Below are 25,387 nucleotides of genomic sequence, written 5' to 3'. Positions count from 1 at the left end.
TCACACCTCGCCTTCGTGCTGCAGTTCAAACAGCAGCAGCGAGCGACCGGTGACCGCGTACTCATGCTCGAAATCAAAGCGTTCCTGGCCACGCACAGCCGGGTCGTTGGTGTCGAGCAGGCAGGTCCAGAACTCACCCTCCGGTACCGGCGGCAGGCGGAAATTGACCAGGTCGTGATGGGCGTTGACCACCAGCAGCAAGGTGGCATCGGCCCCGGCGCGGCGAATCCCGGTTTCCTGGGCGCGGCCATCCATCAGCATGCCCAGGCAGCGGCCCTGGCTGTCTTCCCATTGCTCGGTAGTCATCTCGTTGCCATCCGGCGCCAGCCAGGTGACGTCCTTCACACCGATGTCTTCGTTGTAGTCGCCCACCAGGAAGCGCCCACGCCGCAGGATCGGGTACGCCAGGCGCAACTTGATCAGACGCTTGACGAACTTGAGCAGGGCCTTGCCGTCATCGTCCAGGTCCCAGTTGACCCAGCCGATTTCGCTGTCCTGGCAATAGGCGTTGTTGTTGCCGTGCTGAGTGCGAGCGAACTCGTCCCCGGCGACGATCATCGGCGTGCCCTGGGCCAGCAACAGGGTGGCGAAGAAGTTGCGCATCTGGCGCAGGCGCAGCGCGTTGATCTCCGGGTCGTCGGTAGGGCCTTCGACACCGTGGTTCCAGGACAGGTTGTTATTGCTGCCGTCCTGGTTGTTTTCGTCGTTGGCCTCGTTGTGTTTGTCGTTGTACGACACCAGGTCGTGCAAGGTGAAGCCGTCGTGGGCGGTGATGAAGTTCACCGAGCTGTACGGCCTGCGCCCACGGTGGTTGAACATCTCGCCCGAGGCCGTCATGCGCCCGGCGAAGTCGGCGAGTTGGCCGTCGTCGCCTTTCCAGAACGCCCGCACGGTATCGCGGAAACGGTCGTTCCACTCCACCCAGCCTGGCGGGAAGTTGCCCACTTGGTAGCCGCCGGGGCCGCAGTCCCAAGGCTCGGCGATGAGTTTCAACTGGCGCAGGATCGGGTCCTGGCGGCAAGCCACGAGGAAACTGTGGCGCTCATCGAACCCATCGCGGTAGCGCCCGAGGATGGTCGCCAGGTCAAAGCGGAAGCCGTCCACGTGCATCTCGGTGGCCCAGTAACGCAGGGAGTCGGTGACCATTTGCAGCACGCACGGATGGCTCAAGTCCAGGGTGTTGCCGGTGCCGGAATCGTTGATGTAGAAACGCTTGTCGTCGGGCATCAGCCGATAGTAAGAGGCGTTGTCGATGCCACGCATGGACAGGGTCGGGCCGCGCTCGTTGCCTTCGGCGGTGTGGTTGTAGACCACGTCCAGAATCACTTCCAGCTTTTGCTCGTGCAGGTGCGCGACCATCTCCTTGAACTCGGCGATCTTGCCGCTGGCCAGGTAGCGCGGGTCGGGGGCGAAGAACGCGATGCTGTTGTAGCCCCAGTAGTTGGTCATGCCTTTTTCCAGCAGGTGCTGGTCGTTGACGAAGGCGTGCACGGGCAGCAGCTCGACCGAAGAAATGCCCAACTGACGGATGTGCTTGAGCACGTCATCTTCCATCAAGCCGGCGCAGGTACCCCGCACTGACTCGCCGACCGAAGGATGGCGCATGCTGATGCCGCGCAGGTGGGTTTCATAGATGATCGTGCGGTCCCACGGCACCCGTACCGGTTGGTCGTTGCCCCAGGTGTGCGCCGGGTCGATGACCTTGCACTTGGGCACGAAGGGCGCACTGTCGCGTTCATCGAAACTGAGGTCGTCGTCCGGGTGGCCGATGGTGTAGCCAAACAGCGCTTCGGACCATTTGAGTTCGCCTACCAGTTGCTTGGCGTAGGGGTCGATCAGCAGCTTGTTGTGGTTGAAGCGATGACCATTGGCCGGGTCGTAGGCACCGTATACGCGGTAACCGTAAATCAGCCCGGGGTGTGCGTCGGGCAGGTAGCCGTGAAAGATCTCATCGGTGTATTCGGGCAGTTCAATGCGCTCCAGTTCGACCTCGCCGGTATCGTCGAACAGGCACAGCTCTACTTTGGTGGCGTTGGCGGAAAACAGCGCAAAGTTCACACCCAGGCCATCCCAGGTGGCGCCGAGGGGGAAGGGCAAACCTTCACGGATCCGCGACGGCTCGTGAACCGGCGTCGCTGTGGTGTTGTCGGGTTTGCTCATCGAGTTGCTCCTGCAAGGGGTCTTTTTTCGGGCCGAACGCCGCCGTACTGACGGTGCTTCAGCGCATGGCATGGACGGAAAGGGGCCTGCAGCGCGCAATGCGTGCTGCAGGCCCGAGAAATCATGGGGCGGGCGGTTTGGGCTTCTTCGGGGCGGCGGGTTTCTTTGCCGCAGGCTTGGCGGCGGCAGGCGCAGCCGGCTTGGGCTTGGCCGCAGCCTTGGGCGCGGTTTTTGGCTTGGCGGCCGGTTTGGGCTTGCTCGGCGTCAGCGCCTCGGCTTCGGCCAGCTTGCGCGCCATCTCCCAGTGGCGATCATGGGCGCCATCGGGCTTGCCTTCAGACTCCCAGATCTGATGCGCCAGTTCGCGAATGCGTTTGTCTTCTTTACTCATCACAAACTCCTCACAGAAAATTTTCAGCTTTCTTGATTATCAGGATTGATAAAGACATTGACCGGGAGATCCCCCAGGGCAGCGCTGATCAACAGCTCCTTGTTGGGTGTGACTACGCCCGTTTGAAAAAGTCCCTTCCAGTTTTGTGCAGGGGCGGCGAACGGTAATTTCACCCGCGTATCGCCCCAAACCTGCGCATTGATCTGGGGAAACATCCCGTTTTCAAGCAGCAGATAAGTCCAGCGCGGCACCACCACCAGCAACTGCTTGCCTTGATGTTCACGGTAAAACGCAACCACGCGCTCAGCGTGCTGGCCAACCACTTCCAAGGGTGTATAGCTGCCATGGCGCAGCAGCTCCGGGCAGGCTTTACGCAGGCCCAGCACCTGGGCAATCACTGCCTGTTTGATACGCCCGTCGCGCCAGTTGAACAACAGTTCGCCGATGTCCGGTGGTGCCTGCAATGCACGTTGGCGCGCAGCGAAGTCCACCGGGCGACGGTTGTCCGGGTCGACCAGGCTGAAGTCCCAAAACTCATCGCCCTGGTAAATATCCGGCACACCCGGCACAGTCAGATGAAGCAAGGTTTGCGCCAGCCCATTCAGGGCGCCAGCGGGAGCGATGGCCTGGGCGGCGCTGTCCAGGGCACTGCGCAGCGGCGCACCGGCCTCACTGAGCAGCAGGCGCTTGAGGAACCCGTCCACCGCCTGTTCATACGCGTCGTTGGGCGCGCTCCAACTGCTCTGCAACTTGGCCTCGCGCAGGGCTTTTTGCTGCCACTGCCACAGGCGTTGTTGGTACGCCTCCAGATCGGGGTTGGGTTCCAGCGGCCAACTGCCCAGCAGCACCTGATAAAGAATCAGCTCATCACCCGCCGAGGGGCTCTCGGCGCTCTCGCGCAAAGGCTCGGCCAGGCGGCGCCAGTGCTCGACCTGTTGGGCATACCAGGGGGCACACTCGCTGAGCACCGCCAGGCGCGCACGGGTGTCTTCGCCGCGTTTGTGGTCGTGGGTGGCGGTGGCCAGCAGGTTGCCTGGGAAGTTCTTCAGGCGCTGTTGATTGGCCGCATGGAAATCGGCCAACGGCGCACTGAATTGCTCGGTACTGAAACCCACATCGTTGCGCGACAACAACACCGCCGAGCGGTAGAACGCGGTGTCTTCCACGGCCTTGGCGGCAGCTGGCGAGGTCAGTTGCTGGAAGCGCACGCAGGCATGCTTGAGCATCTTGCGCGCGCGGCCCACCGGGCGATTGCGCCATGGCTGGCCACCGAGCCATTGCTCCAGGTGGTCGAGCACCGGCCAGTCGCCTTCGTTGAGGGTGCTGCGCGCACCCTCCATGGCCTGCTGGAACACCTTGTCGTCGTCCGCACTGCGGCCCTTGGCGCTGATATAGGTGCGGTACACCGGGAAATGCACAATCAGTTCCTGCAAGGCACGGCGAATGGCGCCCAGGGTCAGATCGCGGGTCATTACGTCATCGCGGGCCACTTGCAGCAGGGCCTGGGCCACGCTTTCGAAGTCGCCGCCCAACGAACCATTGAGGATCTGCTGGCGCGCCAGCCGCGCTTCTTCGCCGAAGGCTGAAGGCCGTTCGCTGTAACGCGTCCACATCTGCGCCAGCGGTGCAAAACCTTCGGGATGGTGTTGCAGTAATGACAACTGGTTCATGAACTCGTAGCCGGTGGTGCCATCCACCTGCCAGTCTTCGCGCAGGGTTTCGCCTTCGCCAAGGATCTTTTCGACAAAGATCGGCAAGTGGCGCTGGGGTGACAGCGCGTCCACCCGCCGACGCAATTTGCGGCAATAGCCACGCGGGTCGGCGAGGCCGTCGATATGGTCGATGCGCAGGCCGTCGACCAGCCCCGCGCTGATCAGCTCGAAAATCTTGCCATGGGTGGCTTCGAACACCGCTGCGCGTTCGACCCGCAGGCCGCCCAGTTCATTGACGTCGAAGAAGCGCCGCCAGTTGATGTCGTCTGCGGCGGTGCGCCAACTGGCCAGGCGATAGGTCTGTTGTTCAAGCAGATGATGCAGGCGCTCGAAGCCCTCGGGCTGGCGACTGTCGAATGCGGCCAGGCGTTGTTCAATAGCGGGTAGCAGCTCGCTGGCGCGTTCGGCCAGGGCTTGTTTGAGCGTGACGGCCTCGGCGTAGGCGTCGTGGTGATAGGCGAGGGCGGCGAAGCATTCGGCCAGCGGTTTAAGTAACTCATCGCTGCCCAGGATCAGGCCGTAGTCCCGTGGGCAAATCGGAAAACGGTGTTCGTAATGCTCGACGTAGAAACTCCCCTGTTCGGCATCGAACTTGAGCGCCAAGGTGCCATTCTGCAAGGCTTCGCCGTAATCGCTGCCGAGGAAGGGCATCAGCAACTGGCCCTTGAGCAGTGGGTCGGGAGAGTGCCACTGGATGTCGAAGAACTCACTGTAGGGACTCAGGCGGCCCCACTCCAGCAGGTCCAGCCACCAAGGGTTGTCCGCGCCGCCCACGGCCATATGGTTGGAGACGATATCGAGGATCAAGCCCATGTCGTGCTCACGCAGCTCGGCGACCAGGCGACGCAACGCCGCTTCGCCCCCCAGCTCTGGGTTGACGCGGGTCGGGTCGACCACATCGTAGCCGTGCATGGAGCCGGCGCGGGCGCTTAACAGGGGTGAGGCATACAGGTGGCTGATGCCCAGTTGGGCGAAGTACGGCACCAGCGGCACCGCGTCATCGAGGGTAAAGCCTTTATGAAATTGCAGGCGCTGGGTAGCGCGCAAGGGCAGTGCGTTCATCGGTCACGCTCATAGGCTTGGTTGCGCGCCACGGCCAGCAGTTCGAGGCGACGCGCGGCGCTGTCATTGTCGAGCAGGCTGGCGGCTTCGCCGGGCAAGCGTCGGCGCCAATTGGGGTGGGTGTCGAGGGTGCCCGGCAGGTTGGCTTGTTCCTCGATGCCCAAAGCATCTTCCAGGGGCAACAATACGAGGGGCGCGCGGGTATGGCCCAGGTAACGCACGCTGGCGTCGATCATATGGTCGGTGTCGTTGCGGATCTCATCGATGAAGTTCTGCGGGTCCTGGCTCAAGGCTTGGCGCAGTGCCTGGCGTTCGCGCAGGCGGTGTTCGCTCCACTGGTCCACAGTAGGCGCATCGATCAGGCCGAGCTGGATGTTCCATTCGATATCGCGGCTGTGCCACCAGCCATTGAGGGTGGGCAAGTCGTGGGTACTGGTGGTGGCCAAGGCGTTGTCGGGCCAATCGAGGATGGGCTTGAACTGGCCGTCATGGTTCTGTTCGAACAGCAGCACACGCATGCCCAGGATCGAACGGGCGCTGAGCTTTTCGCGCAGGCCGTCGGGCACGGTGCCCAGGTCTTCACCGAGGACGATGGCCCGGTGGCGATGGGACTCCAGGGCGAGCAAACGCAACAGGTCGTCTACCGGGTAATACAAGTAGGCACCTTCGCGGGGTGATGCGCCCAGGGGGATCACCCATAGGCGTTGCAGGCCCATCACATGGTCGATGCGCAAGCCCCCGGCATGGGCGAAGTTGGCCCGCAGCATTTCGATAAAGGCGCGAAAACCATTGCGCTTGAGACCTTCGGGTGAAAAGGCCGAGATGCCCCAGCCTTGGCCTGCGCGATTGAGAATGTCCGGTGGCGCGCCCACGGTGAGGTCGGCCAGCAGTTCATCCTGGCGGCTCCAGGCCTGGCTGCCGCCACCGTCAGCACCCACCGCCAGGTCAGCGATCAGGCCGATGCCCATGCCGCTGCCACGGGCGGCCTGTTGCGCGCGCTCCAGGCTGCGGGCGATCAGCCACTGGGTGAAGGCGAAATAGCCGATTTCATCGCGGTTGTCTTCGGCGAACTGCGCCAGGGCCGGGCTGTGCGGCGTGCGCCAGGCTTCGGGCCATTGGCGCCAGTCCAGGTCCTCACCGGCGGCGGCACGCTGGGCCTGTATCGCTTCGAAGCGGCAGTGGTTTTCCAGGGCTTCGCCGCCAGCCTGGCGAAAGCTCTGGAAGTCGGCGTGCTGGGGATGCGCGCCGTGGCGGAAGTCTTCATACAGCGTGCGCAGCAGGCGTTGCTTGGCCTTGGCGGCGGCAGGCCAGTCGATCAGCGTGAGCTGTTCCAGGGCATGCAGCTCATCGGCCAAGCCGGCAGCCTCGATGGCGTTACGCACCTCACGTTCACCGAGGATGCACGCCGGCGAAGCATACAGGCTGTTGAGAAACAGGCGGCTGGAGGGTGAATAAGGGCTGAAGCGCTCGGTGTCGGCACTGAACATCGCGTGCATCGGGCTGATTGCCACGGCGTCGGCGCCGCGCTCGGCGGCTGAACGCACCAGGTGTTCCAGAGCCAGGGTGTCGCCAAAACCGCCATCGCCGAGGCGGCGCAAGGCATACAGCTGGGCGCTCAGGCCCCAGGCGCGAGCGGGTTGGCTGTCGACCGCGTCGGCCACGCTATAGCAATGGCTGGGCGCGACGGCCAGGGTGAAGGTTTGCCCGTCGATATGCACCTGGTGGTAGCCGAGGGCAATGACGCCGGGCAGCACGGCTTCGCCGTCCAGGCGCAACTCGAGGGTTTCGCCGCCTTCCAGGCTGACGCGGCACGGCGTGTCCGGGGCGAAATAGCGCGCCAGGTCCAGGCCCGCGCCACTGTCGGTGGTCATCAAGGGTGGCAGGTGGGTGTCTTGCTGCGCCTGCTCAAGTTGCTGCAGGCTGGCGTCGATCTCGGCATCGCTGTCGGCCGGGTGCCCAAGGCCTTTGAGGACGGCGCGCAGGGCGTCAGGCTTTACATGCTGCGGGCGACCGTTGGCATCGATCCAATCGACGGCCAGGCCTGCACGGCTGGCGAGAATTTCCAGGTTCGCTTCGCTCAAAGCATTTCTCCAACAGGGGATAAGCAAACGCGTGCGCTTAAGGGCGGTAAGTGCGCACCTTGCTGGGCAGGCGTTTGGAAAATAATCGGCTGGGGCGCCGGATGGTCCAGGGGCTGCTCACTCAGGTTCAGGTCGATCTGCAGCACACGGCCATTGCCCAGGCGCCAGCGCGCGGTGACGGCGCGGTCGGCCAGCACGTGCGCCCCGAGCGCCACGGTGCCGGGCAAGTGCGGCACCACGTGCGCGTGACGCAGGCTCAGCAGGTGGCGGTAGAGCTGGGTGTGGTCGTTTTCGACGAAGGAGGGCATCGATTGCAAAAAGGTTTGCAGCGCGTTGGGGTCGGGGATGCGCTGGCGTTGCTCGGGGTCATGAAACGCCGCGAAGTCGGCAAACTCACTGCGCCGGCCTTCACGCACGGCCTCGGCCAGTTCGCCATGATGGTCGGTGAAAAACAGGAAGGGCTCGGCGGCATTTACCTCGTCGCCCATGAACAGCATCGGGATCATGGGGCACAGCAACAGCAGGGCGGTCGCCGCTTTCAGCGCCTCGGGCGAACACAGCTGGTGCAGGCGTTCGCCCAAGGCGCGGTTGCCGACCTGGTCGTGGTTTTGCAGGAACGCCACGAAGGCGCTGGGGGGTAAATCCGCACTGGGTTCGCCGCGGGCATGGCCATGGCGGGTGGTCTCGCCCTGATAGATAAACCCCTCGGCCAGGCAGCGCGCCAGCTTGGCGGTGGGCTGTTCGGCAAAGTCGCTGTAATAGGCGTCGGTTTCACCGGTGAGCAACACATGCAGCACGTTATGAAAGTCATCATTCCATTGCGCGTCAAAATCGTGCTGCAACAGGCTGGCCTGGTTCAGTTCGTTTTCCAGCATCAGCCACACGTGGCGCCCGCCGTCCACCTGCTGGCGTACCCGTTGCGCCAGTTCTTGCAGAAACCCGGGGTTGTCGATGGCGTGCACGGCATCCAGGCGCAGGCCGTCGAAGCGGTATTCAAGCAGCCACATCAAGGCGTTATCGAGGAAGAAATCCCGCACTTCACGGCGCTCGAAATCAATGCCAGCGCCCCAGGGCGTGTGCACGTCTTCCTGGAAGAAACCCTGGGCGTACTGGCCCAGGTAATTGCCATCGGGGCCGAAGTGGTTGTAGACCACATCGAGGATCACCGCCAAGCCGTGGCCATGGGCACTGTCGATCAGTTGCTTGAGTTGCTCGGGCGTGCCGTAGGTGGCGTGGGGCGCGTAGGGCAGTACGCCGTCATAGCCCCAATTGCGCTCGCCGGGAAATTGCGCCAGAGGCATCAATTCAATCGCGGTGACGCCCAGCTCGGCCAGGCGCGGCAGGTGTTTCTCGATGCCAGCGTAGCCGCCCATGGCACCGACGTGAAGCTCGTAGATGATCGCCGTGTGCCAGGGGCGGCCTTGCCACTGGCTGTGGCGCCATTCATAGGCGAGGGGGGCGACTACTCGGCTCCAGCCATGCACATCCAGCGCCTGGGCCCTGGAAGCAGGGTCGGGTACCGTGTTTTCGCCATCGATATTAAAGCGGTAGAGCGTGCCGGCAGGGCACGCGACTTCGACTTCGAACCAACCACCGGCCTGGGGCAGCATGACGATGGTTTTACCCTGTTCCAATTCAACGCTGACATAAAATGCGTCTGGCGCCCATAACGCAAAGCGCGTGCGGTGCGCGTCCAGCATGATTGCGCCGTGGGGCCAGGTTTCCAGAGTCCGTAACGGCATCTATGAAGACCTCCCTTAGTTGTTCCAATCGCTATTTGTTCGATTTCCCCAGGGCCTTGGCCACCAGTTGTTCGTAGAGTTCGGCGTAGGGTTCCACGGCCTGGCACCAGTTGAACGGCTGGGTCATGGCACGGCTGCGCATGGCATTGAGCAGACCGGGGAAGGCAAACACCTTGAAGGCGCGGCGCAGCGCCTCTTCGTAGCTTTGCACGGTGGATTCATTGAACAGGAAGCCGGTGACGCCATCCTCAATGGTGTCCGCCAGCCCGCCGGTGTTACGCGCCACTGGCAAAGAGCCGAAGCGTTGCGCATACATCTGGCTCAGGCCGCACGGCTCATAGCGTGACGGCATCAGCAGGAAATCGCTGCCGGCGAACATGCGGCGCGCATCAGTCTCATTGAAGCCGATGCGTACGCCCACCTGGCCTGGGAAGCGCAGTGCCAATTCGCGCATGGCCTGCTCTTCTTCCGGTTCGCCACGGCCGATGATCGCAATCTGGCCGCCGTTCTCGACGATGAAACTGGCGACGGCTTCGGTGAGGTCCAGGCCTTTCTGGTAGACCAGGCGCGAGACCACCGCGAACAGCGGGCCACTGGATGGCTGCAGCTCAAACAGCTCGCGCACATGGGCGGCGTTGATGGCCTTGCCTTCCCAGTCGCCGATATTGAAGTTGTGGATCAGATGCGTGTCGGTGGAGGTTTCCCAGCTTTCGTCGATACCGTTGGGAATGCCGCTGAGCAGCCCCTGTTGAGTCTTGCTGGCAAGGAAACCGTCCAGGCCACACCCGAATTCCGGGGTGGTGATCTCCTGGGCGTAAGTGGCGCTCACGGTGGTGATATGGCTGGAATACGCCATCCCCGCCTTGAGAAACGACATCTTGCCGTAGAACTCCATGCCTTCTTGCTGCAAGGCGTGGGGCGGAATGCCCAGCTCAGGCGTCGAGGCCAGGCTGACCACGCCCTGGTAGGCCAGGTTATGAATGGTGAACAGGGTGGGCGTACGTGACCCACGCCAGTGCATATACGCCGGAGCCAGGCCCGCAGGCCAGTCATGGGCGTGCACCAGGTCTGGGCACCAGTGGATTTGCGCGAGGTTGGCGGCCATGTCGGCGGCAGCCAGGCCCAGGCGGGCGAAGCGAATATGGTTGTCCGGCCAGTCGCGGCCGTTGTTGGCGCCGTATGGCGTGCCTTCGCGCTCATACAGTTCGGGGCAGATCAGCACATAGATGACCAGGCCATCCGCAAGGTCCATGCGCCCGATCTTGCACGGTGGCAACGCAGCGTGGCCGCCCAGTTCACCGACGATATGAATCGGGTTGTCGCTTTCCATCACTTGCGGGTAACCCGGGATCAGCACCCGCACATCATGCAGGTGGGCCATGGCGCGGGGCAGGGCAGCGGAAACGTCGCCCAGGCCACCGGTTTTCACCAGGTCCGCAAACTCGGAGGTGACAAACAAGACTTTCTTTCGATTCGGATTCTGACTCACGACCGGCCGCACAGTGTTGGGCAGGTCGGCCAAAGACTTAGGCCCTCCTGCCGGCTGACTAAAACGCTCTCCCTGAGTATCTACTGCGGCACTGATCATAATGCACTCCCATCTGTTGGTTGGCTAATGGCCCGCTGCCATCAGCTCCGAGTGACCGCATCCTGCGGCCAGGCACACGAGCGCTATACAAGCTGGCAAGGCGTATGCCAGTTGTAACGTCGGCTTAAAAAGATTGGATGAGCGGGCATTCGGCTTGAAGCGCGCGTGCTCGCCCTTACCTAAAACTTGACCAGCGGCAGGTTTCGAAAGTTTAGATTTTTTGCGGGGTTTTTGTTTTGGAACGGACCCATCGGTCATGAGTCTAGGACAGATCCCAGCGCCTGCTGGGTTTTCATGCAGATTTTGTAGGACAAAAAACTTTTAACGATATGCCACCCTGCCTCTGTAGGAGCGAGCTTGCTCGCGAAAAACCAGAGAGCGCCGCGTAAAACCAGAATGCCCGCGTTATCGTCGGCGTTTATCGCGAGCAAGCAAGATTGCACTTTAATGGTGCGTCAGCTGAGCCCGCGAATGGGCACACCGCTGGCCCAAGCCTGGATATCGTCGATCATCTGCTGATAGAACTGCCGGTAATTCTGCTCGCTCACATACCCCACGTGTGGCGTAGCCAGCACATTGGGCAAGCGGCGAAACGGATGGTCAGCCGGCAGCGGTTCCTCGGCATACACATCCAGCGCTGCCCCGGCCAGGCGACCGCTGCGTAACGCGTGCACCAGCGCCTGCTCATCCACAATCGGCCCGCGCGCGGTGTTCACCAGCCGCGCGCTGGGTTTCATCCAGGCCAAGGCTTGCGCATCCACCAGGCCACGGCTGCGCTCGCTGAGCACCAGGTGGATGGTCAGGATATCCGCCTGCTCAAACAGCTCGCGCTTGCTGACCCAGGTCACCCCCGACTCCGCCGCACGTTCAGGCGTGAGGTTCTCACTCCAGGCAATCACCCGCATGCCAAACACCTGGGCGAACTTTGCGACTTTCTGGCCAATACTGCCCAACCCCAGAATGCCCAGGGTCTTGCCGTGCAGGTCGCCGCCCAGGCCGACCTGCCATCCACCTGCGCGCAGCGAGTTGGCTTCGGCGAGCAGGTTGCGCGTAGAGGCCATGATCAAGGCCCAGGTCAGTTCCGGGGCGGCGTACTTATAACTGTCGGTGCCGCACACCTGAATGCCCAGGGCCTTGGCTGCGGAAAGATCGATGGCGGCATTGCGCATGCCGCCGGTCACCAGCAATTTGAGCTTGGGCAGCCCTTGCAGCAGCGCCTTGTCAAAGGTCGAGCGTTCGCGCATCAGGCAAATCACCTCGAACCCTTTCAAACGCTCGATCATGGTGGCGGTATCGGCGGGGTAGTCGTGGAGAAAATGCACCTTGCCTACGCTGTCCAGTGTCGACCAATCCACCACCTCACTGGCCACGCTTTGCCAATCATCCAACACTGCGATCTGTATCGACATGCACGCGGGCCTCGAAAAGGTGGAATTAAAGGGCCTTCAACCCCTGTAACAGGGCTTTATGAAACTGTTCAGGTTCTTCCATCTGCGGTGCATGGCCCAGGCCGGGGAATTCCACCAACGTGGCGCGGGGAATCAGCTTGGCCACCTGCTTGCCCAGCACCTCGTAATGACCGATTTTGGCCTTGACCGCCGGCGGCGCCACATCTTTGCCGATGGCGGTGGTGTCGCTGGTGCCGATCAGCAGCAGGGTGGGCACCTGCAAGTCCTTGAACTCGTAGTACACCGGTTGGGTGAAGATCATGTCGTAAATCAACGCCGAGTTCCAGGCAACCTGCAGATGCCCCGGGCCTTTGTTCAGGCCGGCGAGCATGTCCACCCAGCGCTCGTATTCAGGTTTCCAGCGTCCGCCGTAATAGGTTGTGCGCTCATAGTTGCGTACACCGTCGGCGCTCAGCTTCAGCTCGCGCTGATACCACTGGTCGACGCTCTGGTAAGGCACGCCGAGGGCTTTCCAGTCTTCCAGGCCGATGGGGTTCACCAAACCAAGCTGTTCGGTTTGCTGGGGGTACATCAGCGCATAGCGCGTGGCGAGCATGCCGCCGGTGGAATGGCCGATCACCGTGGCCTTTTGAATGCCGAGCTTTTCCAGCAGTTGATGGGTGTTGGTCGCCAGTTGCTGAAAGCTGTACTGGTAATGGTCGGGCTTGCTGGAGGAGCAAAAACCTATCTGGTCCGGGGCGATGACGCGGTAACCGGCGTCACTCAGCGCCTTGATCGAACCTTCCCAGGTGGCACCGCAGAAGTTCTTGCCGTGCATCAGCACCACGCTGCGACCGTTTGGAGTGCCGGTGGCGGGTACGTCCATGTAGCCCATTTGCAGGGATTTGCCTTGGGATTGGAAGCTGAAATGTTGGAGAGGGTGAGGGTATTGGAAGCCTTGGAGTTCAGGGCCGTAGACGCGACCTTCGCTGGAGGCGAACACGTAGGAGGCGCTGAGGCTCAGTAGGGTAGCGATGGATAGGGCGCGGACTGAAGTCATGGGCGGGGTTCCGAATGGAGTAATCGGATGCTGTCGGGAGGGGATTAAGTGAAAATTAACATCTAGCAGCAGGGCTGTGGACGGGCAAGTCGTTGGCGTCCGCTTTGAGGCGTAACTGCTTTAATGCTCCCGGAATTTATCGGGGCTAGGGACGAACCCATAAATAGAATAGATTCGTCCCTTTTCATCACTCCGGCTAATCTTCGTATTTAAACTGGTCTATAGCTACCGCATTAAAAGTATTGCTGGGAACATTGGCGAACCATGCCGTTACCCCCGAGGCCAGATTGGTCGTCCAAAAGAACTCAATCCCAAATTCTTCACGCTGACGTGAGCGCGACCAATAGTAATTATTTGCCATTGGCCAACGACCAGCATACTGCTCTTGCATTAACTTTTGTTGCTCAAGATAAGGCAATGACATGTTTCTATCAACGGCACTGTTAAACATTTGATCGAACGTTCCCGAGCCATTGTTGTAAACCCAGATCACGTTTTCAATCGAGGCAGTAACTGTCCTGACCTGTGGCGGACTTGACGAGTCGGTAATGCTGATAATCGCTACCCCATTACCCCGTGTTGAGACCGCTCCATTTGCATCGACAGCGGCCACATTACTTTTACTGGACGAGAAACGATAGGGCGCGGTGCCGCCTGATACGTTCACGTGTGTCGTATTGCGTGACGTGCTGGTAGCGACAATGTTGGGGTAATCTCCCAACCTATACATATACGAACTGTGCCTGATTCTGTCTGGCCAGACGATAAGTGTATTACCGAGAGCAAGGGTGTATTGGGTGCTGGGGAAAGCCACTGCACGGCTTTTGTCGTTAATGCGGTTATAAGCCGCCCAGAATTTGACCGTGATCTGGCTGTTATTCGGCACCCTGGCCAACCAACTACGCAGCACTGCTTGATCTTTCAATCCATTCGCAGCCTCCGTGGCGTTAATCGCCTTGCCCTCGAACACGGTTAAATCTTCAATTCCCTCAGCGCTCAACACCATCCACGTCAGTTGATCTTCATCGCTCAAAGGCCATTTACTTACTGACCCCTTGGCGTCGCCAGCAAAACTCGCCAGGTCCAGCGTGTCTCCGTCGTTGACATTGTTGACGAGTGGCTGCGGTAAGTCTGCCGCCGGAATCGCATTGACCCACACCGTCTGCACCTGTGACGGAATCGGGTCAGGCACCCCTGTGCGCGCCACGGAATATGTCAGGCATACCGTACTGTACACGCTGCGATGCAAGACTTTATCAGCGGTGAGATTGAACACCACGGTGCCGCCATCCAACCCAGGCAGACCAGCCGAATGACTGCTGCCGTCGGCAAAAGTCCATACAAGCGTGATGAAATCTCGGCCACTCATACCGGTATACCGTACGGTCACCGTCGTATTGTGTTCAATTGGCAGCGGGTCGACTGTCACATTCGGCCCGGTATCGGTGGTGCCATTGATAAAGGGGTGCGGCAAATCTCCTGATAGTGCCTGAATGGTGTACGTGCGTTGACGGAAGTGCACTGCATTGGTTTTGTTGGTACTACGATCAAAACTGGCCCAGAAATCGATGGTCAGCGTCGATCCATCCTTGAGCCTGCGCAGATCCGGCGGCGTGGGAGGCATGATGCCCAGACTCTCGCCCTCAGGCGTTACTAGGTTCTGGCTGTAGGTATCCTCAATGTAAGTCGTGTCATCGTCGTAGATACCTTCATATCTCATCCATATCCGCTGAAACCGGTGAATGAAGAGCCAGCTATAGATCAGGGTGCGCTCCTGGCCAGTGAGCTGGGAAACCACCAGTACCGGGCTATCATGCCCTTCGATGGTGGGGATCGGTAGGGTGGTCAGGGGCAGTAACAGCAGATCCAGTATGGGCGACGGTATTTTCCGTGTGCCACGCAGCACAAAGTACTGCACGGTAATCAAGCGACCTTCGGAAAGAATGTTAGCGCCTACCACTTCGCGCGGTACGTCAAAGTGCAACGTTCTTGAGGTGTTGCCATCCTGAGTGTCTTCATAAGTGCCAATGCCCGGTATGCCACTGAACAGTGCCATGATACGGTCACTGGGCGACATGTTCAGGAACGATACTTCAATCGTCGCTCCGGTTGTTGCGGCCTCCGGCCTTAGTTGGTCTGGGTGTCGTGAGGCTTCAAGCACTTCCGGCCTCGGCAGTACACCTATTGCTTTACCCACTGTTACGTCAAGTGTCTCAGAGCGCAGTGTTTGGCCGCTGCGTATGAGGGAATAGCTCAAGCGAATGACGCCGTTGTTATTCAAGTCGACATACTTGCGATCTACCGGAAACGAAATCTCTCCTCTTACAACAACGTTAATTGTGTCGCCCGTGCTGCCCTCTGCACCAGAGCCTACCCAGCGCCACACGACAGTGTCACCTGGTAGAAAGGCATAGGGCAGAGTGACATTGGCCTGGAAGATTACATCGGCCGGATTGAGGTTGTCATTTTCATCTACGCCTTCAATCTGCGGCGCGGGCAGGTCGGCGCGACGTTCGCCTATTTCTACTATCAGGTGCTCGGATTCACGCACCGTCAGCACATCGGCTTCCTGTATCGTGTTCACACCATCGTTGACGCGATAAAAGACGTCGATCGGCCCGAGCCCGACGAACTGTGCGAAATTTGCGGGTGTCACAATCCGAAAGCGTGTGGGCGGTGGTGGGGCACCCGCCTGCTGGGTTTGTTCATAAAACACCAGGCCGCCGCCGGGTTGGTGCGCCTCAAAGCGCAAGGTGACGGGATAGTTCGGATTGTAAGGCATGAAGACCGGGAAGTTGACTTTGAGGTAAGGCGCGGCCGGATCGATCAAGCCGCCTTCGTTTTCCTCGATTTCAACCGCAGGCATGTTGGAAACAGTACCAAAAACTGTGACAGACAGACCTGCGGAATAGCCAATCTCAGTGCCCAACGGGAATTGCAGCTTGTAGGAAATTCTCATCGAGCCGTTGATCAGGTCTTCGAGGATGCTGTTCTCGACGGTGGTATATGCCGAACGCCCGGGCCGGGCGGCAAACGCTGGCAATGTGAGGGTGACTTTCGTTTTATCTGCGCGTGTGCCCTCGATGGTGGCTACGATCTGAGCGCCTGCTGGCGTTGGGGCGCCATTCGAGAGTCGTGTGGGCACAATCACTTCGAGTTCGAAGTGACTCTGTGCGTACTGATCGAAATCGACGTTATTATTGTCTACTCCATCCACCAAGAAGTGGGGGCGCATGAATGCGTTTGGATCCAGGTTGCTTTTCAGGTTTACGACCTCAGACCACTGCTGCACTTCCCCTGAGAAGTTCAGCACCAAGTCATAGATCCGGAATCGGATACTCAGCAGGCCGCTACCGCCCAAGGTGATGACATCCGGCGGGACAAACACCTCGATAGGCGTGAGTCCCTCAGCCTGATCTGCGTCCAACGACAGCTCCACCAAATGGCCGTTCCAATACAACTCGATGGTGTCGCCTACAAATGCTTCTGGGTAGTGATCAATGGGAATGAGCACACCCTCTTTTGCGCGGTCGCTGTCGAGTTCGGCATCTGGGCCACTCAGGTCCTCAGGCAGGTGAAGGACCAGCGCCGAATGGTAGGGGAGGCCTGGGTCCTGATCCACGCCACCTGGCCGGGTATCTTTCAAAAACCAGGTTTGTTCCTCCGATGTGATTTCAGTGCCAGACCCGCTACGCCTGACCAGGCCATAGCAGGGGAACACACTACCTAACGGTACATGCTCGCGTAGTACCGACAGTTGGTAGCGTGTCTGCGTTTCCTGACCAGCAAAAATTTCCCCCCAGGAGACCGGAAAACGCCGATCTCCCATATACCATTCGTAAGTATCGCCGACTTGCTTCTGGGTCCAGCTCTCGAAGGTAATCAACAAACGGTTTTCGAGGCTGCGTATACCAACCCCTACATCAGCAAGGAGTTCGGGAAGGGGGCGTACCGTGTTGTCGTTGTAGGGCGGCGGCTCCAGGTCTGCGATGCGTGGTGGGTGCAGGATGGGTGGGCTGGCTGAGCGTTTATCGGACATGGGGGTGACCCTTCAGGCGGATTTGAGAAAACGTGCCAAACAGGGCCAGCAAATATGAGAAGGTGATAACCGTCTAGCTGTGAGAAATGACAGTGGCGACGGGCGGTCAACTACCGAGTAATAAGCGCCAGCACGCCATAACGCACGCCCTTGGCCAGGGTCACCAGCAGCAAGAACCGCCACCACGGCTCACGCATCACCCCAGCCACCAATGTCAACGGGTCACCAATAATCGGCACCCAACTGAGCAACAACGTCCAGTGCCCCCAGCGCGCGTAATGGCCGCGAGCCTTGTCCAACTGCCTGGCGCTGACCGGAAACCAGCGGCGGTCCTTGAAACGTTCCACCGAGCGCCCCAGCAGCCAATTGACCAGCGAGCCCAGCACGTTGCCCAAAGTCGCGATGCCCAGCAGCAGCCATAGGTTGTAATGCCCGCTGAGCAGCAGGCCCACCAACACGGCTTCCGATTGCAAGGGCAATAACGTCGCGGCGCCAAATGCCGCGACGAACAGCCCCAGGTAACCCATCAACACCGGTCAGTGAGCCGGGTAGTCCGCTACCACCACGTCCTTGCCCTCACGGGTAAGGCCTATGACTTGATAGGCCTCGCTGCGTCCGTCCACTTCCATGCCTGGCGAGCCCAAAGGCATGCCCGGTGCGGCAAGGCCCAGCAGGTCGTTGCGCTTGCGCAGGGCCCAGACCTGTTCGGCGGGTACGTGGCCTTCGACGAATTTGCCGTCGATGACCGCGGTGTGGCACGAGCCAAGGCGTGGCGCGACGCCCAGGCGTTGTTTCACCGCGCTCATGTCGGCTTCAACGTGGTCGTTGACCTTGAATCCGTTGCTTTCCAAATGGCTGATCCATTTTTTGCAGCAGCCGCAGTTGGCGTCGCGGTGGACGTCGATGGGGATCAACTCGGCAGCCTGGGCCAGGGTGGTGGTGAACAGGGCACTGAGCAGTGCCAGGCGCAATGGGGTTTTCATCGTGGGTCTCACTGAAGGCGCGGCAATAAGCCGGGCATTCTCCCTGCTTTTGCAGGCATGTTTACAATGTGACGCCGTTGTAATGTTTCTAAATTATACGAAGCCCTGGTTTTCCAGCCTGTGCTTGAGCCGGTCCAGCGCAATCCCCGACAACGCGACCATGCGCTCATGCAAAGACGCCAGTTGCAGTTCGGTCTCGTAAGTCAGCACCCGCTTAAACAACGTACCGCGCGGATGAGCGCGCAAGCAGTAATGGATGCAACCGTCAACCGCCAGGGAGGTGAACACGGTCTTGAACTCGCTGGGGCGGCGGGCGATTTGTACGCGGTAACTCATGGGGACGCGTATGCCCAGCAGGTCGATGATTTCGGTAAAACGCGTGCCGACCGGTAATGAGCCGGTGGTGCCGGTGTCGGCGCTGAGGGAGGTGGGGTGCCACTCGTGCCAGCGGTCCGGCTGGGTGACATAGTCATAAACCGCCTCGATCGGCGCCTGGATGAAGCGCTCCTGACTGATCTGCTCCAAGCGGACCGAATGCTCAGTCGCGTGCATGACACACCTCCTGTGTGGCGGTTTTTACACTAGGAGCTGTGAGAGTAGCCTGACTCCCGCGCTTTGCACGGGAGTATTCAGACCGTTGATCAACACCCCTCAAGGCGACCCTCCACGGTTCTCCTCAGTCAAAACCCTGATGAGGAGGAGGGGCGACCTAGGCGAGTGAAAATACTCTTTTGTGCTGATTGCCCCCCCAGCGCGTGGTGAACTTCGCCGTTATAGAAAGCGGTACGCGCATATCCTGTCAGATGATCACGGCCGTTGCCGCCATTGAGCACGTTGTTACCGGTGCCAGCGTAGAGGCTGTCGTCGCCGTCGCCACCGTCCAGGAAGTTTTGCTTATTCGCGTTGCCAACCCCTGCGTAGAGTCGGTCGTTGCCCTCGTTGCCGAATAGTAACGTGTTGCCCTGACCACCCAAGATCAGGTCGTCTCCGTCATTGCCTTCGGCATAACCGTCGTTGCCGCCCAAGATCAGGTTATCGTTACCCGCTCCACCAAAGAGCGCAGAAATGCCTCCTCCCGCCTGGATGAAGTCGTGGCCGCGGCCGCCATCGACTTGCAGAACATGCTTGACGTCATCATCTACGATCACCCTGTCATCGCCACCGTTGGCTTTGATCCAGAGGCTTTGCTCCGGCCCTTGTGGTGCTTTGGCATCGAGCAGGTAGGACGTGCCATTGATGATGAACTGCAGCTTGTCTCCTGGCCAACTACGCACATGGATGCGATCGGCATCATCACCGGTTTCTACCACAAGCCGGCTGGAGACAATTTTTGGCTTTTCAGCGTCCTTGGTGTTCCACGTAATTTCGCGGCTGAAGGTCACGCCACTTTTCTCCAGCAACCGATGCGTTCGCACGTTTTTGGCCCCTGGCGTCAGGTCGGAGGGCGGATCGTAAGGCGACGGGTCGTTTTTTTTCGGTTCGATGGAAGGCGTGGAATGTCGTGTTACCACTGGGTAAGTGAGAGGAGATAGCATTAGGTGTCCTTCGGTTGATCGTAGAAAGTCTGACGGTGCGTCATGACTACTCTTGCGTGGAAGACCGGCCGAAAGAGTTCCTGGGGGTGAAGGTAGGATGTGATACAAAGCGTTTGTACCGAGCCTGTATCGGCGACCGGCCAGATCCCGTTTTACTGGCCACGGGTAGCAGGCTGACTATGCAGTTGGTCTCTGCGGTAAGCCCCGGGCTGTTGCCCGGTGATCTTGCGAAATGCCCGGGTAAACGCCGCCACCGACTGATACCCGGCCGCCAGCGACACCTCGGCCACGGTCTGGTCCGCCTTGAGCAACCCACAGGCGTGGCGCATGCGGATCATCAGCAGCACTTGCCCGGGTGACTGCCCGCACAATTCGCTGAAGCGCTTGAAAAACGCCGAGCGCGACAACCCCGTGCAGGCCGCCATGCTTTCCAGGCTCCAGGGCTCAGCGGGGCGGGCGATCAATTGCTCCAGCAAATGCGCGAACGCAGGTGCCCGGCCTAGCGCCGCCAGGCCGCCAAGCTCGGTGTTGTCGAGCACTTGCTGGCGCAACACGTATAGGAACAACAGGTGGCACAGGCGCTCAAGCAGCGCGGAAGAGGGCGCTGGCGTGCGTGCGCATTCTTGCAGGATCAGTTCGAACAGGTTGCGTGCAGCCATCAGCGACGGGTCGCCGGCGCGCAGGATGATCCAGCTGGGCAGGGTGTCGACGATCAGTGTCGACAAGCCGGATTGGAAGTGAAAGAAACCGCAGACTAATCCCACACCGTCGGTGGCCGTACTATCGAGGGGCAGCATTGCGCGGCGTGGGCCCTCCTGGGCGCCGGCTGCCGTGGCTTGGCCGGACAGGCGAAAAGCGAAGTCACGCAGCAGAAACACCGCGTCACCATTATTCAGGTGTTGTGGCCTTGGATCGCCGTCGATATGCAGCCAGCATTCGCCCTGCACGATCAAGTGGAAGCTCGCCTGTGCCAGGCCGTGGGTGCTCGCGTGCCAGTCACCGCAATAGCGGCCGACGTGAAACAAGCTGGTGTTGAGTTCGAGGCTATCTAATAACCAATCGACAAGGACGCTGGACGAATTCATCTAATGGAAAGACTCAAGAGCAAGTAATCGCTACTTTAGCCTATTGAGCGCTTTTTTTAGAACCAACAGACTGGGGCATTCGAACCCAACAGGAGTCCACTTCATGTCCCGCGTACCGCTGCTCACCCCCGAAACTGCCCCGCAAGCCGCCAAACCCTTCCTGGAAAACGCGCTCAAAGGCTCGGGTTTTATTCCTAACCTGCTGGGGGTACTGGCCAACGCACCGGCTGCGCTGGAAACCTACATCACCGTCTCCGGCTTGAATGCCAAGGCCGAGCTGGGCCTGGCCGACCGTGAAGTGGTGCAGTTGATTGCCGCCACCAGCCACGGTTGTGATTTCTGCGTCGCCGGGCACACCGCAGTTGCTCGCAACAAAGCCAAGCTGCCGGAGGAGGTGATCGAGGCCCTGCGTCGCCGCGGTGAATTGCCTGACGCACGCTATGAGACACTCGCCGCCTTTACCCGAGAAGTGATCGCCACCCGTGGGGGTGTGAGTGATGCGGGCTTTGAGGCATTCCGCGCTGCCGGCTACACCGACGGCCACGCGCTGGAAGTCATCCTGGGTGTCAGCCTGGCAACCCTGTGCAACTTCGCTAACGTGTTTGCCCGCACCCCGCTGAACCCGGAACTGGCGCAATACCGTTGGGAAAAACCGGCCAACTGATTCGGCGTTGGCCCACCTGCTGTAAAAGGAGAGACATGAATGCTTGACCCAATCTTGAGCCGTTGGCTCGATGTTCAAGCGCAGGCCCTGGACGTGGGCAGTTGCGATCCACAGGAAGTGCTGCCACGGCTGGCAGAAGCCAATATTCTGAAAATCGGCGTGCCCACTCAACTGGGCGGCCTGGGCGGTGATGTGGCGGGGGCGGTCGAGGCGATTGCCAATGTGGCCAGCCATTCCCTGGCGGCGGCGTTTGTGTGTTGGGGCCAGCGCTCGTTTATCGAGTACTTGCTGCAGAGCCCCAATCAGCGCCTGCGCGAGCAACTGATGCCAGACCTGCTCAGCGGCAAGTTGGCCGGGGCCACCGGGCTGTCGAATGCGATGAAGTTTCTGTCGGGTATCGAAACGTTGCAGATCAGCGCCGAGCCCAACGACCACGGTTGGACCCTCAACGGCCGCCTGCATTGGGTGACCAACTTGCGCAAGAATGGCTTTGTCGCTGCAGCGGCCATCGAGCATGCGGGCGGCGGCGCGCCGTTTATCCTGGCGATTCCGGATTCGGTGGCCGGGTTGCAGCGTTCACGCGACCTGGAGCTGCTCGGGCTGCAATCGAGCAACACCGCAGCGCTTAGCCTGGAAGGCGTGGAGCTGAGTCGCGAGTGGTTGCTGCACGAGGATGCGCGCAAGTTCTTGCCAGCGGTACGCCCGGCGTTCCTGGGCTTGCAGTGCGGCATGTCGATTGGCTTGGCCCGGCGTTCGCTAGCCGAAGTGGCTCACCATTTGGGTGCCAGTCGCACCGTACTGCGCGAAGAGTTGGAAGCCCTGCGCGTGACCCTGGATCACCTGGTCAGCAAGCTTAAAAACGGGCTGTTGGCCGGGCGTTTTACCGCCGAGCCTATACCGCTGTTCAAGCTGCGCATCGCCTTGGCCGAAACCGCCGCCAGCGCCGTGCAGCTTGAACTGCAAGCCAGCGGTGGCAAGGCTTATTTGACCGCCCACGGCAGCGGCTTTGCCCGGCGCTGGCGCGAGTCGGCCTTTGTGCCGATCGTAACGCCCAGCCTGGTGCAACTGCGTACCGAGCTGCATCGCCAGGCCAATCTATGAGCCAGGCGGTCTTGACGGCCCAGGGCATTTGCCTGGGGTATGAGAGTGGACCCGTGCTGCAAGGCTTCGACTTGCATTTGCAACCGGGCGAAGTGGTGTCGATCCTGGGCCCTAGCGGCGTGGGCAAATCCAGCCTGCTGCGGGTGCTGGCCGGCTTGCAGGCACCTCAATCTGGCCGTGTGCAGGTATTGGGCGAGCCATTGAGCGGCCCGCATCCGCGCGTGGTGGTGGCTTTTCAAGACCCGAGCCTGCTGCCTTGGCTGACCCTGGAAAAGAACGTTGCCTTCGGCCTGGATTTCGCCCGCCAACCGCACTTGAGTGTTGAAGAGCGCCGCCGGCGTGTCGACCACGCCATTGCGGCGGTAGGGCTGGAACCTGCGCGCCAGCAGTTCCCGGCGCAGTTGTCCGGTGGCATGGCCCAGCGCACGGCATTGGCTCGTTGCCTGGCGCGTCAGCCGCAAGTGTTGCTGCTTGACGAACCCTTCGGCGCGCTGGATGAAGTGACGCGCGCCGATATGCAGCACCTGTTGCTCAAGGTCAATCGTGAGCAAGGTTCGGCGGCCGTATTGATCACCCACGACATCGACGAAGCACTGCTGCTGTCCGATCGCATCCTGCTACTGGGTAACCGCCCGGCGCGGACGCTGGGCGAGTGGGCTATTGATTTGCCGCACCCTCGGGAAGAACAGGTCGAGGCCATCGGCGCGCTGCGTATCGAGATTTTGAAAACCTTACGGCAGGCGAGCCGCCCTCAACCCAACCCCCTTGAACAACAGGAGTTTACCCATGTGTCTGGATGACCTGACCCACTCGCGCCGTGACTTTCTAAAGCTTTCCGCTGTGCTCAGTGCCGCCGGCGCCTTGCCTCTGCTGAGCAGCTTGCAGGCGCGTGCCGCCAACGAGCCCGACGCGCCGGTGCGCATTGGCTATCTACCTATCACTGACGCCACGCCACTGCTGGTGGCCCACAACAACGGCCTGTTCGAAGCCGAAGGCATCAAGGCCGAGCGCCCGGTGTTGTTGCGCAGTTGGGCCCAGGTCATCGAGGCGTTTATCTCCGGCCAGGTCAACGTCATACACCTGTTGTCGCCGATGACCGTATGGGCGCGCTATGGCAGTAAGGTGCCAGCCAAAGTTGTGGCGTGGAACCATGTGGGCGGTTCAGGCTTGACTGTATCGCCAGGCATTACCGACGTGAAGCAACTGGGCGGCAAGTCGGTGGCGATTCCGTTTTGGTACTCGATCCATAACGTGGTGGTGCAGCAACTGTTCCGCGATAACGGCCTCACACCGGTCACTCGCGCCACTGGCAGCTCGATTGCCGCCAATGAGGTCAACTTGATCGTGTTGCCGCCCTCGGACATGCCTCCGGCTTTGGCCAGCAAACGCATCGACGGCTACATTGTCGCCGAACCGTTCAACGCCCTGGCAGAAAACCTCAAGGTCGGTCGCGTGCAGCGCTTCACTGGCGACGTGTGGCGTAACCATGCCTGCTGTGTGGTGTTCATGCACGAGCACGACCTGGCCAACCGTCCGGAGTGGTCGCAGAAGGTGGTGAACGCCATCGTCAAGGCCCAGGTGTGGACCCGCGAGAACCGCGAAGAGGCGGTGAAGCTGCTGTCCAAGGATGGCCCGAACCGTTACACGCCTCATACCCAATCGGTGTTGAGCAAAGTCCTGGCGCCGGCGGCCAGCGATCACGCAGGCTATGTTGCCGACGGCGCGATCCAGCATGCCAAATGGGACGAGCATCGCATCGACTTCCAACCGTACCCTTTCCCCAGCTACACCGAAGAACTGGTGCGGCGCTTGAAGGACACCTTGATCGAAGGCGACAAAAAATTCCTCGCAGACCTGGACCCAGCCTTCGTGGCCAAGGACCTGGTGGACGACCGCTTCGTGCGCAAGGCGATCGAAGCCGTGGGCGGCATGCAGACCTTCGGTTTGCCGGACGGCTATGAGCGGCACGAGGAGATCGGCGTTTGAACAACAGCAGAATCCCCGGCTGGTGGCTGGGGCTGAGTGGCTTGGCGGGGTTGTTGGTGCTGTGGTGGCTGGGCGTGAAAGTCTTTGGCGAGGCCGATGGCTTGTCGGCGCGCTTTTCCCTGGCGGCCACCGCCAGCAGCTTGTGGGAATTGCTCGGGCGCGGTGAGTTGTACCTGCATATCGCCGTGAGCCTGAAGCGTATTTTTGTCGGGTTGTTTCTCGCGTTGTTGGTGGGCGTACCGCTCGGTTTGCTGGTGGGCAGTTCGCGTAACCTGGAGGCGGCGACCACGCCGGCGTTTCAGTTTCTGCGGATGATTTCGCCTCTGTCCTGGATGCCGATCGTGGTGATGCTGATGGGCGTGGGCGACCAGCCAATCTACTTCCTGCTGGCCTTTGCCGCCGTCTGGCCGATCATGCTCAACACCGCGGCGGGCGTACGTCAGCTCGACCCGCGTTGGTTGCAGTTAAGCAAGAGCTTGAGTGCCACGCGTTGGGAGACGTTACGCCGGGTGGTCATTCCAGGCGTGGTGGGGCATGTGCTGACCGGCGTACGCTTGGCCATCGGTATCCTGTGGATCGTGCTGGTGCCGTGCGAAATGCTTGGGGTCAGTGCGGGGCTGGGGTATTACATCCTCGACACCCGTGATCGGCTCGCTTACTCGGAGTTGATGGCGATGGTGGTGGTGATCGGGGTGCTGGGGTTTGCGCTGGACGCGTTTGCGCGTGGGTTGCACCAGCGGTGGGTGCATGGCGGTTGATGGCTTGAACGTCGCCATGTGAAGCAGTCGACGTGCCACGTTGTTGGGGCGC

19 protein-coding genes are annotated in these 25,387 nt (G+C 60.6%); 5 read left to right on the top strand and 14 right to left on the bottom strand.

All coding sequences use genetic code 11. From position 1 onward, the window contains the following. From glgX to N2A98_RS13695, 14 genes are all read right to left on the bottom strand, one after another. Positions 1 to 2,160, bottom strand: a complete 2,160-nt coding sequence (gene glgX, locus N2A98_RS13760; protein ID WP_153474829.1) for a glycogen debranching protein GlgX — start codon at positions 2,158 to 2,160, stop codon at positions 1 to 3. A 121-nt stretch (positions 2,161 to 2,281) separates the two neighbouring features. After that, positions 2,282 to 2,551 (bottom strand): DUF2934 domain-containing protein, encoded by a 270-nt coding sequence (locus N2A98_RS13755; protein WP_003191595.1) that lies wholly within the window; start codon positions 2,549 to 2,551, stop codon positions 2,282 to 2,284. Positions 2,552 to 2,574: 23 nt separating this feature from the next. Then, entirely contained in the window at positions 2,575 to 5,325 is a 2,751-nt protein-coding gene (locus N2A98_RS13750; protein ID WP_275622134.1) for a malto-oligosyltrehalose synthase, read from the bottom strand. Beyond that, entirely contained in the window at positions 5,322 to 7,406 is a 2,085-nt protein-coding gene (malQ, locus tag N2A98_RS13745) for a 4-alpha-glucanotransferase (protein ID WP_275622133.1), read from the bottom strand. The genes N2A98_RS13750 and malQ overlap by 4 nt, the downstream gene beginning before the upstream one ends. Further along, positions 7,403 to 9,148, bottom strand: a complete 1,746-nt coding sequence (gene treZ / locus N2A98_RS13740; protein ID WP_275622132.1) for a malto-oligosyltrehalose trehalohydrolase — start codon at positions 9,146 to 9,148, stop codon at positions 7,403 to 7,405. Before treZ ends, malQ begins: the two co-directional genes overlap by 4 nt. 31 nt (positions 9,149 to 9,179) lie before the next feature. Further along, entirely contained in the window at positions 9,180 to 10,736 is a 1,557-nt protein-coding gene (gene glgA / locus N2A98_RS13735) for a glycogen synthase GlgA (RefSeq protein ID WP_078467083.1), read from the bottom strand. A gap of 455 nt (positions 10,737 to 11,191) precedes the next feature. Then, entirely contained in the window at positions 11,192 to 12,145 is a 954-nt protein-coding gene (locus tag N2A98_RS13730) for a D-2-hydroxyacid dehydrogenase family protein (RefSeq protein ID WP_275622131.1), read from the bottom strand. 25 nt (positions 12,146 to 12,170) lie between these two features. Continuing rightward, positions 12,171 to 13,184, bottom strand: a complete 1,014-nt coding sequence (locus tag N2A98_RS13725; RefSeq protein ID WP_044274196.1) for an alpha/beta hydrolase — start codon at positions 13,182 to 13,184, stop codon at positions 12,171 to 12,173. A 196-nt stretch (positions 13,185 to 13,380) separates the two neighbouring features. After that, entirely contained in the window at positions 13,381 to 17,223 is a 3,843-nt protein-coding gene (locus N2A98_RS13720) for a hypothetical protein (RefSeq protein WP_275622130.1), read from the bottom strand. 110 nt (positions 17,224 to 17,333) lie between these two features. Further along, the gene (locus tag N2A98_RS13715; protein ID WP_275622129.1) at positions 17,334 to 17,756 is read right to left on the bottom strand and encodes a YqaA family protein; all 423 of its coding nucleotides are present in this window, start codon (positions 17,754 to 17,756) and stop codon (positions 17,334 to 17,336) included. A gap of 3 nt (positions 17,757 to 17,759) precedes the next feature. Beyond that, positions 17,760 to 18,206: a DUF411 domain-containing protein gene (locus N2A98_RS13710; RefSeq protein ID WP_275622128.1), complete on the bottom strand. Its 447-nt coding sequence runs from the start codon at positions 18,204 to 18,206 to the stop codon at positions 17,760 to 17,762. Positions 18,207 to 18,299: 93 nt separating this feature from the next. Next, positions 18,300 to 18,758 (bottom strand): SRPBCC family protein, encoded by a 459-nt coding sequence (locus tag N2A98_RS13705; RefSeq protein ID WP_044274188.1) that lies wholly within the window; start codon positions 18,756 to 18,758, stop codon positions 18,300 to 18,302. 128 nt (positions 18,759 to 18,886) lie between these two features. Then, positions 18,887 to 19,741, bottom strand: a complete 855-nt coding sequence (locus tag N2A98_RS13700; protein WP_275622127.1) for a calcium-binding protein — start codon at positions 19,739 to 19,741, stop codon at positions 18,887 to 18,889. Positions 19,742 to 19,893: 152 nt separating this feature from the next. Then, positions 19,894 to 20,826 carry an AraC family transcriptional regulator gene (locus N2A98_RS13695; RefSeq protein ID WP_275622126.1) on the bottom strand — a complete coding sequence of 311 codons (933 nt, stop codon included), beginning with the start codon at positions 20,824 to 20,826 and terminating at the stop codon, positions 19,894 to 19,896. A 103-nt stretch (positions 20,827 to 20,929) separates the two neighbouring features. Between N2A98_RS13695 and N2A98_RS13690 the strand changes: the two genes are divergently transcribed. The 5 genes from N2A98_RS13690 to N2A98_RS13670 are packed head-to-tail and all read left to right on the top strand — an operon-like array spanning position 20,930 to position 25,335. After that, positions 20,930 to 21,490 carry a carboxymuconolactone decarboxylase family protein gene (locus tag N2A98_RS13690; protein ID WP_275622125.1) on the top strand — a complete coding sequence of 187 codons (561 nt, stop codon included), beginning with the start codon at positions 20,930 to 20,932 and terminating at the stop codon, positions 21,488 to 21,490. Between the two features lie 39 nt (positions 21,491 to 21,529). Further along, positions 21,530 to 22,591, top strand: a complete 1,062-nt coding sequence (locus tag N2A98_RS13685) for an acyl-CoA dehydrogenase family protein (protein ID WP_275622124.1) — start codon at positions 21,530 to 21,532, stop codon at positions 22,589 to 22,591. Then, positions 22,588 to 23,391: an ABC transporter ATP-binding protein gene (locus N2A98_RS13680; protein WP_069557672.1), complete on the top strand. Its 804-nt coding sequence runs from the start codon at positions 22,588 to 22,590 to the stop codon at positions 23,389 to 23,391. The genes N2A98_RS13685 and N2A98_RS13680 overlap by 4 nt, the downstream gene beginning before the upstream one ends. Continuing rightward, positions 23,378 to 24,577: an ABC transporter substrate-binding protein gene (locus N2A98_RS13675; RefSeq protein ID WP_275622123.1), complete on the top strand. Its 1,200-nt coding sequence runs from the start codon at positions 23,378 to 23,380 to the stop codon at positions 24,575 to 24,577. Before N2A98_RS13680 ends, N2A98_RS13675 begins: the two co-directional genes overlap by 14 nt. Then, on the top strand, positions 24,574 to 25,335 hold the full coding sequence (locus tag N2A98_RS13670; protein WP_044274176.1) for an ABC transporter permease: 762 nt from the start codon (positions 24,574 to 24,576) through the stop codon (positions 25,333 to 25,335). Before N2A98_RS13675 ends, N2A98_RS13670 begins: the two co-directional genes overlap by 4 nt. The last annotated feature ends 52 nt before the right edge of the window (positions 25,336 to 25,387 follow it).

It is taken from the genome of Pseudomonas sp. FJ2-5-13 (assembly GCF_029201605.1).
In the GTDB taxonomy this organism is placed as follows: Bacteria; Pseudomonadota; Gammaproteobacteria; order Pseudomonadales; family Pseudomonadaceae; genus Aquipseudomonas; species Aquipseudomonas lactis.
Note: the sequence above shows the minus strand (reverse complement) of the source record. Positions and strands in the feature narration are given on the sequence as shown.